Origin of the sequence: Gorillibacterium massiliense (genome assembly GCF_000455485.1) — a bacterium.
Classification (GTDB): domain Bacteria; phylum Bacillota; class Bacilli; order Paenibacillales; family NBRC-103111; genus Gorillibacterium; species Gorillibacterium massiliense.
On record NZ_CBQR020000025.1, the window covers coordinates 24,146 to 36,233 of the forward strand.

A 12,088-nucleotide genomic window follows, 5' to 3' on the forward strand; every position below is an offset into this window, starting at 1 on the left:
CACATGAAATTCATACTCTCCATTAAAAATAGCCGGCGGCGCATCTGCGCTTCCGGCTTTTTGTTTGGTCAATTTAGGCGATTTGTTCCTGTGCCGCTTCTGGTTCACGAAGGTTGATTTTTTCCCGTTCTCCGCCCTTCATGAACAGCCAAACGCCAAGGAGCAGAAGCAGGGCTGCTACCCCGGTAATGATGGGAACCGATTCTTTCAGCATGAAATAGGCAAGGATCGTCGAGCCGACAGGCTCGCCTAGTATGCTCATGGAAACCGAAGAGGCTTTCATGTACTTAAGCAGCCAATTGAAGAGATAATGGCCGATGAGGGTAGGGATAATAGCAAGGAGTGCAAAAATCCCCCACTCCCGGGCAGAATAGCCACCAAAGGAGTAGCCAAGAATGAGATTATAAAGAGCCAACACATTTGCCGCCATAAAAAAGGAAAAGAAGCTGTAAACGTAAGCGGACATGGTTGCGCGCAGCTTTTGTCCCAAGAGCATGTGAACCGCTACTGCAGCCGTGCCAAGCAAAGAGAGAACATCCCCCTGTAAATAGCGGGCGGACAAACCGAAATCGCCCCAGCCGATAAGCGCGGTTCCGATTACCGCTACGATCATGCCTACAACAACCAGGGGATGATTGCGCTGCCGGAAGGCGAGAATGGAGCCCAGCAGCACCAGGACAGGCTCCAGAGAAAGAATGGCTGTTGAACTCGCTACGGACGTATAGCGTAGAGAACTCATCCAGAAGAGGAAATGGACGCCCAGAGCTGCACCTGTTACCAGCAGCAAGAGCCAGTTGCGAAGAGGAATGGCTTTGATCTCCGGCCAAAATTTGATCAGAAAAGGCAGCATGATCAAATTGGTCAGATACAGGCGGTACATGGCAATGACGGATATGGGAGCAGCCGACCAGCGGATGAAGATGGAGGAAAAGGAAATGGCGATAATCCCCACTAGCAACAGCAGACTTAAGGTTATAGTGGACGGTTTCGTGCGAACAGACATGATCGATCAACTCCGAGATGGTATGAAAACTTAATTATTATACATGAGCTAAGGGAATTGTCCAGAGGGCTGTGGAAATAACAGTCCTTTGTATTTCCCAGGCAAGCGCAAAAATCGGCTGTAACTTCACAAAATCGACAACGTTTGAACTGCAACCAACTATGTTTTTGCCTGTCAATTGGAAATTAACCAGAAAATCATCGTAATCGATTGTTTTCCGGCATTTTCGGAGATTTTTTAAAATGAAATTAAGGGTTTTAATGGTTTGCTAAACATGGTATGCTTTTAATATAGACCATGAAAGAAGGAGTGAGTCGATGGAAGACGTAACGACAATCCGACAACACCGCAAACTGTCCCGATGGGAGCTGTTCATCCGTATTCTCAGCCTTACTTTCGGGGCAGCCCTCGTTTCAGTAGCACTCGAGATTTTCCTGGTTCCCAATAACATCATCGATGGCGGCATCACAGGGATTTCCATTATTCTCTCTCATGAAACCGCCTGGCCGTTGGGCATTTTTCTATCCTTATTGAACCTGCCGTTTCTTTTCCTTGGTTATAAGCAAATCGGCAAAACCTTCGCGATTTCTACGCTTTTCGCCGTATTGCTGATGTCCATCGGCACAACGCTCCTCATTCCGGTTCAACCTCTTACTCTCGACCCTTTGCTCTCCGCTGTTTTCGGCGGCATCATTCTTGGTGCCGGGGTCGGCCTCGTCATCCGCTCAGGCGGCTCTTTGGACGGTACCGAAATCGTAGCTATCCTCATCAGCAAAAAAACGCCTTTTTCCGTAGGCGAAATCGTCATGTTCATCAATATTTTCATTTTAGGCAGCGCCAGCTTCGTATTCGGCTTTGACCACGCTATGTACTCCTTGATTGCCTACTATATCGCCATTAAGGTGATCGATATTACCATTGAAGGGCTGGATCAGTCGAAATCGGTGTGGATCATCAGCGAGAAGAACGAGGAAATCGGCAAGGCGCTGACACAACGGCTGGGCCGCGGCGCAACCTTTCTCAAAGGGGAAGGGGCTTATACCGGCAACGGGAAAAAAGTCATCTTCACCGTCATCAACCGGCTGGAGGAAGCTAAGCTTAAATCCATCGTAGACGACTGGGATCCCAACGCGTTTTTAGCAATCGGAAATATCCACGATGTAAAAGGCGGCCGCTTCAAGAAGAAAGATATCCACTAAATCGAATCGTTGGCATATAAAAAATCCGGACAGCATCGACTCCCCGTTTCAGGCCTCGCGCCCAATGGAGTCGGATGTGTCCGGATTTTTCTCTTCATAAGAAAGAATATATAGGTTTGGCACTATAATTTATCCTTGATGGTTGGTTATCCGTTGCGTTTAAAGCGGCTGGCGGCTTTACGGGCAAACCCGGCACCGGCAGGGTACAAAATCAGAAGGAAGGATACGGCTGCTACTAAGCGGACCCCCGTGGTCACGATCATCATTTTCTCATACCCGATCATCTCGTAGACCCGCATACCGACAAGCGGAGCGATGATAGCGGAGATTTGGGTGATGCTGGTGTAGAAGGCGAGGGCTTTTTGCCGAGCATCCTTTGGCGCCAGTTCCAACAAGCGGTTGAAGCTGGACTGGGTATACCCTGCCGTAACCAGACCGCCTGCCATATCGATGAAGCTGACCCACACCATGTTATGCGCGAGCAGCCACATGAGCGGATTCATGGACATGAGCAAGGTGGAGAGGAAGACCGTATGGCCGTTTCCTTTCCAATCGGCGTGGCGCGCCCACAGGGCGAAGGCCATCAACGAGCCTAACGCGCCGGCAACGGTATCGATGCTGATCCAGAAGTTGCTGGCATGCAAAATATCGACTTTTACTTTCGTGAAGATCGGCCAAGCCGCAATCCAGGTAAAGTTGAAGATAACCGAGCAGAGGCAGAAGAGATAGAAGGATCGGTCCGCCTGAAACCGATAGCCACCGATAAATTCCTTTAACCTGGTCGTTAGAGAAACGCCGCGCACGACTTCCCCGGCTTTTCTTTGGATGGCCAGTTCGCTTTCCTCGCTGGGAACCCTAAGCCGCAAAAAATACCAAGTTTCAAAAATAGCAGCGACAAAGCCTAGAATATAGATAGATTGGTAACCGATAGGGAAGGGAAGACTGTCGATATAAAAGCCGGCCAAAAGGGTAGCGGCCATACCGGTTAGCGTATTCCAAAAATTCCGTTTGGCGAATACTTTGTTGCGGTATTTCAGTGGAATGATTTCCCCGATCATCGCCTGCCAGCAAACGCTGACAATGGAGCTGGTGGCATTGAATATGCCAACAAGCAAGATCAATCCGGTTATCCTGCTGTCGAAGGGCAAGAGCGGCAGGAGAGCGATCAACAGGTAACAGAGCCTGCTGAGCAGCAAGAAGCCTGCCGAGATCCGCTTCTGGTGGCGGAAGCGCTCAATGATAGACGAAGCGGGAATAGTTGAAAGAATCGTAAGCAAGGCGGGAACAGAATTCAACAGAGCGTAATGGGTGTTGGTTGCGCCGAAACGTGCGGCGACAACAGCGAAAAAGGGCGTCGTGAAGTTGAAGCCGAGCGCCCAAAAGATACCGGTTTTAAAGTTGTTTTTGACGTTTTGTCTGAGCAGCCGATTCGCCGCATCCACAGCAGGTCACCTCATGTTGTGCAAATCAAAGCATTGGGGCCAATCTTTTTATAATAACAGGTTCATCACCGGGAGGCTATGCAGTTTGTGGCAATAATAAGAATACGATTTGGTGAATTGGCGGGAGTTCAGCCGTTTTATTCCTCGTCGCGACGTTTATCGATGGCGGTTGACATGGTTTTGTCCGTCAGATGGGCATAGATCTGCGTCGTGTCCGGAGAAGCGTGTCCTAATTGCTCCTGGGTACGGTATAGGTCATTTTGCAAATAGTAATCGGTAGCAAAGGAATGGCGGAGCTTGTGGACCGATAGAAAAGGTTTGCCGAAACGCTTGGCATATTTGATCACCATTTCCTGAATCGCCCGCTTTGTCATGCGCTTTCCGGCCTGTTCCCCGTTGGGAATGGCGAGGAACAGCGCTTTTTCTTTTTTTGGCGCCTTATAATGGACAGAACGCTGTTCCAAGTAACGGGTCAGATCCTCAAGGGCATCCATGCGAAAATAGACAGGCGTCTTGAAGGTGTCGTCGTTTTTACCTTTGCGGTAGACATGAACGAGCTTTTTCTTCAGATCCAAGTCATCCACGTTCAAGTTGATAACCTCTGATACCCGCAGCCCCGAATTCAATATCAAGCTGACGATGCAGCAATCTCTCACTTTATTCAATTCATGGAAGTAGAGCGCTTGTTTATTGGTAGCGACATCCTCACGGTAGCCGTCAGCTATGTAATGGATAAAATCGGCGATTTCGTGCTCCTGCAGCAACTTGCCCTCCAGCTTGGCGGCGGTATCCTTCGGTTTATGGGTGCGCTTGATCTCAACTTTGGCCATCACGTTGCGTTTTAAGAGAGGGTAGAAGTCGTCATCCTCGGCAATCTGGCTCAAATAATGAAAAAGCGAGCGCAAGGAGGAAAGCTTACGGGATATGGTTGTTTTCGTATTGGCGCCGTCCTTTTTGGAGGCCAGATGCATGCGGAAATGATCGATGGTTTCCATGTGCAGCCGCTCTAAAACCTCGATGGGAACGTCGCGGACCCGCTCACCCTCCGCTAGTCCTTCGGCAAGAAGAAAGGAGAGGAATGTTTCGTAGTCCCGTACGTACTCGAGGAGCGAGGAGGGAGACAGGTCCGGCAGCTTGTAGTTGATGAATTTTTCGACGTACCAGGGCATCTCGGGGATCTTCTTCTCCAGCGTCTCTCGGTCTTTTACTTTGATGATGTTCATGCGCCAAGTCTCCTTTTTTTCGCCTGATCTGATTGTACATTATAGCGCGGAAGCAGAAAAAGCACATTTTTTCCAGAAGTCTGAAACTTTGCCCATGTTTATTCGTCTAACACCTTGAGAGAGAGAAGAAATGGGGAGATCTTGTAAAGTGAAGAGTAAGTCAAGATTAAGCTCAGGCATCATGCTTTTGCTTCTGTTTGTGCTGCTTACGGCAGGATGCGCCGTGAACGCGAAAGCTACCAAGAACGGGAATTCTGCTGAGACGGCGGCCAGTGCAGCACTTGCAACACCGGCAGCAAGCCCGTCTACTGTTCCGACGGTCAAGGAAGAGCAGGAGAAAGAAAGCCGGGTCAGCCTGGCGGCAATCGGCGACGTGCTGCTGCACGGATCGGTTTGGAAGGACGCGAAGACGAAGGGGGGATTTGATTTTAAGCCGATGCTGCGGCAGGTGAAGCCGATTTTGGCGGCAGTGGATATCACCTTCGCCAATCAGGAAAGTATGATGGGCGGCGAGGGGCTTGGGTTGTCGGATTATCCCTGCTTCAACAGTCCATTTGAGATTGGCGACGCTTTGCAGGATGCCGGTGTTGATATCGTGTCCATGGCGAACAATCACACTATGGATCGAAGAGAAGCGGCCATTCGCAGCGCCATCGGGCAGTACCGGAAAATCGGCATGGAATACGTGGGCACCGGCGATAGCCCAGAGGACAATCAAAGGCTGCGGATCATCGAGCGGGGCGGCATCAAGGTCGCTTTTCTTGCCTATACCTATGGCACCAATGGCATACCAGTTCCCGCCGACAAGCCTTATTTGGTCAATCTGCTGGATCCGGACAGGCTCGCCAAGGACATTGCGGCTGCTAAAGAATCGGCGGATTTCGTCGCCGTCAGCATGCATTTCGGTATTGAGTACCAGACGGAAGAGAATCAGGAGCAGCAAAAATGGGCGCAAATCGCCGCGGACGCTGGCGCCGATTTGGTCATTGGCACCCATCCCCACGTGCTTCAGCCGATGGATTGGGTGGTCTCGTCAACCGGAAAACGGATGCTTGCTATCTATTCGTTGGGCAATTTTCTCGCCGCGCAGGAGCAGAAGTCACCCTTGCGGCAGATTGGCGGCATCGCCGTCGTGGATTTGGTCAAAACCGTAAAAGGCGACAAGAGTACGACCTCTATAGAAAACGTACGGTTTACCCCGACTTTTATCAGCTTCCACAATTGGCGGAACTTTCAGGTGGTTGAAATGGATCGGGTAACTGATACCATGCTTCCCGGGGCAGCAAAGTGGCGCAAAGAAATCGAGGATCGAATGACCAGCAAGATGCCGGAATTATCTATTGTTTATTCATCGAGAAACGACTCCAACCTTGATCAGTAATCGCAAGATTCCAATCGGTAAAGGAGAGAATGAGATTGATGAACGTGAACAAATGGCGCAGCATGGGCATAAAAACAGCCCTTGTTTCCCTTCTTGGCTTGACCCTGCTGCCTGCAGCGGCAGGAGCAATGAGCCCTGAGGATATGCTTAAGATCGCAGCGGGTGAAGTAACGGTAAGCGGCAGCGCGTCCGCGGGAACGGTGCAATCCGGAACGGTAGAAACGGTTCAATCCCTACCGCCGAAGATATCCGAAAAAGAAGCGGAAGCGATCATGCGCAAGCTGTTTCCGGATGTTCTGAAGGATGCGACGCTGCAGCAGATCACCCTTGGCACTCCGCATTCCTATCCACAGCAGCCTAACGTTTGGACATTGGATTGGAATATCACCAGAGGCAATGGGTCTTACGGCTTCGGTTCAACGCTGGATTCCCAGACCGGCGATTTGATCAATTTTTCGTCAGGCAGTCTGTATGATGAATTGAAAAATCAATATTACCCGCCCAAACTGACAGACAATCAAGTTTTGGATTTGGCGAAAAGCTTTGTGCAAAAGGCGTCGCCCAACGTCGATGTCACGAAAATAATCGAGTTCCCTGGCAGATCTTATCTCCGGTACCAGTCGTTATTCAGTCCGGTGCTTTACAGCGTCAGCTTCGATGTCCCGCTGAATGGCTTGCCCAATTCCGGACAATCTATCTATTTGACGCTGGACGGCAATGGCAAGGTGATGGATTATAGTTTCTATAAGATGGATAATTCGGTCTCCGCAACTCCGAAGGTAACGAAGGAGGACGCGGAGAAAAAGCTGAAAAGTTTGTTGCACTTGTCAGCCCAATATGTACAGCCTGGCTTTTCCCAAGATCCCAATAGAGAATGGATTCTCGCCTGGATACCCGATAATGCCGGCAATATGCTAGTAGATGCCAAGTCCGGCGATATCATTGATTTCATGGGTATGGTCCAAAGCGTGTCCGAACCCAGGGAATACGCTCTCGAAGCACCGAAAACTCCATTCGCTGCGGTGAAAGGGACGGGGCCGAAAGGTCAATTGACCGGGGATGAAGCAGCCGTAGCCGTGAAAAAAGTGTTTTCTATACCGGATGATTTCAGCTTGAATAAAAATTTGAGCACGTACTATTTGGATAAGAGCCGAACCGTTTGGTCTCTGAGTTGGACTAACCCTGATCCGGCTTTGTTTACGAATGCGTACTTTTCCGCAACCGTAGATGCGTTGACAGGGCAGATTATCAGCTTTTTCAATGGTAGCCAAACGCGGTTTTACGGGTCGTATCCCGGCGTACAGTCGGCAGCCCAAACCGAGAAGCCGTCAACCCAGGCTATCAGCGCGGATAAAGCGCAAGTCATTGCCGACGATTTAGTCAGCCGATTGTATCCGGATGCGGCAACCAAATTGAAAGGCTATGTTCCGGTGGTGAGAAGCGCAGACACGGAAAGCTTCAATTTTACGTACCGGAATTACTTCAATGGTTATCCGGTATCGGGCAAAGAAGTGAATGTAATGGTAGATTCGTCGGGAAAAGTCCTCAATTATTCGGCAGACAACACTCCTGGTCCGGGGGAAAAGGAAGCGAAGCTTGCTATCAAGATGAAGAAAGAGGAAGCGCAGAAAGTGTATGAGGACGCTTTGCAAACGAAACTTCATTACTTAAGCATCGGTGGGTACTACACCACTACCAAATTCGTCGATCACGAGGTAAAGCTCGTATATGAACGTTCTCTAGATAACCCGTACGATGTCGTGACTTATCTCGATGCCGTAAGCGGCAAATGGATAAGCAAGAGTGTCGTTCCCCAATCAGATGCAAACGGTGTCGAGCCGAAGGATATCGCCGGCCATTGGGCGGCCGACAGCCTGAGTGCCATGGTGAAATATGGGGTTTTGCAACCGGATGCCGATGGGTCGATCAAACCTGACGAGACCATCCTGATGGGAGACTGGATGGTTATGATGACCAAGGCGCTCAGTCCCGACTATTCCTATTACGGTCAACAAGTAACGGAAGCCGAAAATACCGATGGTCAGGCGGTGTCCCCGAGTAGCCCGTATTACAACGCCTATTCCGCTTTTAAACAATACCGATGGATACCTTCCAAGGATACGGCAATGCCGAATTTAGAGAAAAAGCTGACACGGGAAGATTTAGCGGAGTCCGTTATCGGCATTTTACGGTATGGAAAATTGGCTGATCAGCTTAATGGGAAGGTGACGCCAAATTATCAAGACGCTGCAAAAATCGCCAAAAAAGCGGATGTATACCTTGCAGCCCAATTGGGCATTTTCGCCAGCGGCGGGGACTTCCGCCCGCAAGATTACGTAACAAAAGCCGAAGCGGCGGCGGTTCTAATGAATATGGTGAAGCTTCAGGGCAAGCTGGATCAAGTGGTCGGCAACTAAGCGAACACGGCTAATGCTGATTTGGAGTCCGGTATATTCGATGCAGGTTTTAAAAGAAGCTCCTGAAAAGGGGCTTCTTTTCATTTTTGCGAGAAAAACGGCTTGTTTTCAGACGTATTGAGAAGATTTATCAATTGTGTGATGTGAATCATATTGTTTGTGTCGCATAATCGGTTATTATCATGCTATAATGATAATCGTTATCAACCGGAAGAGGATGATTACTATGACCTTAGCTCAAAGCCTGAATGGAACCAAAGTGCGGATCGTTAACTTGGAAGCGATGAACCAGCTTGTACGTAGACGTTTGATCGACCTCGGCATCGTTGAAGGTACCGTCGTTTCATTAATAAAGGCTCTTCCTTTTGGTGGACCGATGACTATTGATGCCATGGGACAGCGCATTGCCATACGCAAATGCGAGGCAGAGCGGATAACCGTTGAGAAAGCGTAACAGCCCCGAATCGGGGCTTATTTTTTTCTTGTGAACGGATAAAAATAAGATGGCTTATCCTTGTTAATACTACAAGAATGTAACCAAGTGTAAAGTTTTCACCTTTTAGTGTTTGTATTTTGACTGTGAAAACGCTATACTTTTTTCGTTACGTCAACTAAATAGCTAATCCTCATCGACAACGGATGAGGTAGAGGTTGCGGTTATTATGAGTACGGCGGGTTAGGCGAGAGCAAGCCAATGAGCCCGCGGGAATGGAATCACCGCCGAAGTTTGCGAGTCTGCTCAGGCTCCAGGCTGGGTCCGTATCCGAAAGGAGCGGAACTGTCATACTCGCTCTATTCCATGGCGGGTATGTTGCGCTATCTTTCGGAAGGCACGATGCGGATAAGTTTCAGTGATACAATGAGCCGCGGAAGATTACTTCCCGGTATTTTTTATTTCTGGCACATTCAACATCTTGTCCACTCCTTTCCTTCCGGACGTGAACACACAATTCTATGAGGAGTGTTTCTGCAGTGACGCAAAAATCTGTAACACCGTCCAATGAGCGGACGGGCGGGCAACTCCGGCGCGGCCTAAAAGCGCGCCACATGACGATGATCTCATTGGGAGGAGCCATCGGAACGGGACTGTTTCTGGCAAGCGGAACGGCTATCCATGACGCGGGACCGGGAGGGGCTCTGCTAGCTTACTTCTTGATCGGCATCATGGTCTATTTCCTCGTGACAAGTCTGGGAGAAATGGCAACATACATGCCCGTCTCCGGCACCTTCAGCACCTATGCATCCCGGTTCGTCGATCCGTCTTTCGGGTTTGCCATCGGGTGGAACTACTGGTATAACTGGGCGATCACCATTGCGGCAGAACTATCCGCCGCCACGTTGATCATGAAATACTGGTTTCCCCACAGTCCATCCATATTGTGGAGTGCCCTTTTCCTTGCAATTATGCTCGGCCTTAATCTGCTTTCTGTCAAAGGGTACGGAGAGTCAGAGTATTGGTTCGCCATCATCAAAATCATCACCGTTATCGTCTTTATCGTCGTCGGTGTCCTCATGATTATCGGCATCGTCGGAGGCAAGGCTGTCGGCTTCAGCAACTTCACGGCAGGGGATGCTCCTTTTCACGGGGGATTTCTGACAGTGCTAGGCGTCTTTATGGCAGCAGGCTTTTCCTTCCAGGGAACGGAGCTGGTGGGCATAGCTGCCGGCGAAAGCGAAAACCCGAAGGAAAACGTACCCCGGGCCGTCCGAACCATTTTCTGGAGAATCCTGTTTTTCTACATTTTGGCTATTTTCGTCATCGGCATGTTGATTCCCTTTAACGACGGGAAGCTGGCGATCAGCGACATTGAGCAAATCACCATGAGCCCGTTCACCATCGTATTCGAAAAAGTCGGCATCGCCTTCGCGGCTTCGGTCATGAATGCCGTTATTCTAACCTCCGTGCTTTCAGCAGGGAATTCGGGGATGTATGCTTCTACCCGGATGCTTTGGGTACTCGCCAAGGAAGGAAAGGCGCCTAAGTTTCTGTCGAAGCTCAGCGGGAGAGGCGTTCCGGTCCCGGCCTTGCTCATGACGGCCGCGTTTGGACTGCTGGCTTTTCTCGCATCCTTTTTCGGTGAAGGACAAGTCTATATTTGGCTGCTGAATGCGTCCGGCATGGCGGGCTTCATCGCCTGGCTGGGCATTGCCATCAGCCATTACCGCTTCCGAAAAGCGTATCTCGCCCAAGGCAATTCGCTTTCCGATCTGCCTTATCGCGCTAAATGGTTCCCCTTTGGACCGATTTTTGCCCTCATTCTGTGCGCCATCGTCATCGTGGGACAGGGCTATTTTGCCTTTAGCGAAGACGGCATCGACTGGATGACCTTGGCAGCGTCGTATATCGGAATCCCGCTATTCCTCGTTTTTTGGCTCGGATACAAGTGGAAATATAAGACAAAAGTGTTGAAGCCGGAGGAATGCGTGATCGATCACCCGATGGACGAATAGATCGCAGGAATTTCAATTTCGATGGCTTGCGGGAACCCTTGTCCCCGTTGGCTTATACCCATACCGCCTGAACAACCGCACACCGGTTTTCAGGCGGTTATTTTTTTGCAATTGAGAGCAGCTCCTAAACGGATCGGGTTTGTCACTTTTTGGAAAAGAAAGCGATTTTCCCGGATTTTCCGGTTTCAATCGTCTATGAGAATTTGATAACCTTGGTGTCAGAAAAGGAGATGACGTAATGAAAAAGCTTACTGCACTACTCGTTGCTTGTGTCATGTTCATGGCTACAGCAAGCTCCGTATTTGCGGCCACCACCTATGAAACGAAAATCGAGGCGAATGTAAATTTCCGTACAACGCCTAGTACTTCGTCGCCGTCCAAAGTTATCAAAATGCTGAAACCGGGAACGAAAGTTCACGTGATTTATTTGGAAAACGACGGTTGGCTCTATGTTCAGACCACAGACGGTAAAAAAGGGTATATGTCCTCCGGCGCTAATTACAGCACCTACAACGTGACGGCTGCCGAAAAGAAAGCCTCCAAAGTTGTAAACTACGCGAAGAGCATCGCTCCTAAAGTTAGCTACAAATGGGGCGTACGCGATACGAAAAATATGATTTTTGACTGCTCTTCTTATACTCAGTATGTTTATGGACAAGCGATTAACAAATATATCGGCTGGGGTGCCAACGCTCAAACGAACTACGGTAAAAAAATTACCAAAATCAGCGACCTGAAACGCGGTGATTTGGTCATGTTCAGCGTTGCAACGAAAGGAAAGATTGGCCACGTTGGCATTTATATCGGCGATGGTAAATTCATCCATAACTTGAGTCCGAAGTACGACGTTATCACTAGTGATTTGACGAGCGGATCCTGGAAGACGAAATTCATTTCCGGTACCCGCGTTATTCAATAAGTAAATTCAAAATACCCGTTCTCGTCCAATGACGAGGGCGGGTTTTTTCTGTT

Annotated in this window: 9 protein-coding genes and 1 riboswitch; of the genes, 6 read left to right on the plus strand and 3 right to left on the minus strand. The window is 49.5% G+C overall.

All coding sequences use genetic code 11. The features are described from left to right. Window positions 1-73 precede the first annotated feature (73 nt). Window positions 74-1,003 (minus strand): DMT family transporter, encoded by a 930-nt coding sequence (locus TJ79_RS02785; protein ID WP_040948767.1) that lies wholly within the window; start codon window positions 1,001-1,003, stop codon window positions 74-76. 317 nt (window positions 1,004-1,320) lie between these two features. Here TJ79_RS02785 and TJ79_RS02790 point away from each other — a divergent pair, with 317 nt between their 5' ends. Beyond that, window positions 1,321-2,202: a YitT family protein gene (locus tag TJ79_RS02790; RefSeq protein WP_040948768.1), complete on the plus strand. Its 882-nt coding sequence runs from the start codon at window positions 1,321-1,323 to the stop codon at window positions 2,200-2,202. Window positions 2,203-2,348: 146 nt separating this feature from the next. Here TJ79_RS02790 and TJ79_RS02795 read toward each other — a convergent pair whose 3' ends face one another. Continuing rightward, window positions 2,349-3,644, minus strand: a complete 1,296-nt coding sequence (locus tag TJ79_RS02795; protein WP_040948769.1) for an MFS transporter — start codon at window positions 3,642-3,644, stop codon at window positions 2,349-2,351. 137 nt (window positions 3,645-3,781) lie between these two features. Next, entirely contained in the window at window positions 3,782-4,867 is a 1,086-nt protein-coding gene (gene xerS / locus TJ79_RS02800) for a tyrosine recombinase XerS (protein ID WP_040948770.1), read from the minus strand. 148 nt (window positions 4,868-5,015) lie between these two features. On the opposite strand from xerS, the gene TJ79_RS02805 reads away from it, so the two are divergent. From TJ79_RS02805 to TJ79_RS02825, 5 genes are all read left to right on the plus strand, one after another. Beyond that, window positions 5,016-6,248 carry a CapA family protein gene (locus TJ79_RS02805; RefSeq protein ID WP_052339192.1) on the plus strand — a complete coding sequence of 411 codons (1,233 nt, stop codon included), beginning with the start codon at window positions 5,016-5,018 and terminating at the stop codon, window positions 6,246-6,248. Between the two features lie 38 nt (window positions 6,249-6,286). Beyond that, a complete protein-coding gene (locus TJ79_RS02810) occupies window positions 6,287-8,665 on the plus strand; it encodes a YcdB/YcdC domain-containing protein (protein ID WP_040948772.1) in 2,379 nt (792 codons plus the stop codon). Window positions 8,666-8,882: 217 nt separating this feature from the next. Then, window positions 8,883-9,119 carry a FeoA family protein gene (locus tag TJ79_RS02815; RefSeq protein WP_238322745.1) on the plus strand — a complete coding sequence of 79 codons (237 nt, stop codon included), beginning with the start codon at window positions 8,883-8,885 and terminating at the stop codon, window positions 9,117-9,119. A gap of 183 nt (window positions 9,120-9,302) precedes the next feature. Then, window positions 9,303-9,492, plus strand: a riboswitch (Lysine riboswitch). Between the two features lie 220 nt (window positions 9,493-9,712). Then, a complete protein-coding gene (locus TJ79_RS02820; RefSeq protein ID WP_238322755.1) occupies window positions 9,713-11,116 on the plus strand; it encodes an amino acid permease in 1,404 nt (467 codons plus the stop codon). A gap of 238 nt (window positions 11,117-11,354) precedes the next feature. Beyond that, the gene (locus TJ79_RS02825) at window positions 11,355-12,035 is read left to right on the plus strand and encodes a C40 family peptidase (protein WP_052339194.1); all 681 of its coding nucleotides are present in this window, start codon (window positions 11,355-11,357) and stop codon (window positions 12,033-12,035) included. The last annotated feature ends 53 nt before the right edge of the window (window positions 12,036-12,088 follow it).

Coding starts and splice junctions, on each gene's coding strand:
- TJ79_RS02785 (WP_040948767.1), bottom strand. CDS start 1,003: ATGTCTGTTCGCACGAAACCGTCCACTATAACCTTAAGTCTGCTGTTG.
- TJ79_RS02790 (WP_040948768.1), top strand. CDS start 1,321: ATGGAAGACGTAACGACAATCCGACAACACCGCAAACTGTCCCGATGG.
- xerS (WP_040948770.1), bottom strand. CDS start 4,867: ATGAACATCATCAAAGTAAAAGACCGAGAGACGCTGGAGAAGAAGATC.
- TJ79_RS02810 (WP_040948772.1), top strand. CDS start 6,287: ATGAACGTGAACAAATGGCGCAGCATGGGCATAAAAACAGCCCTTGTT.
- TJ79_RS02815 (WP_238322745.1), top strand. CDS start 8,883: ATGATTACTATGACCTTAGCTCAAAGCCTGAATGGAACCAAAGTGCGG.
- TJ79_RS02820 (WP_238322755.1), top strand. CDS start 9,713: ATGACGATGATCTCATTGGGAGGAGCCATCGGAACGGGACTGTTTCTG.
- TJ79_RS02825 (WP_052339194.1), top strand. CDS start 11,355: ATGAAAAAGCTTACTGCACTACTCGTTGCTTGTGTCATGTTCATGGCT.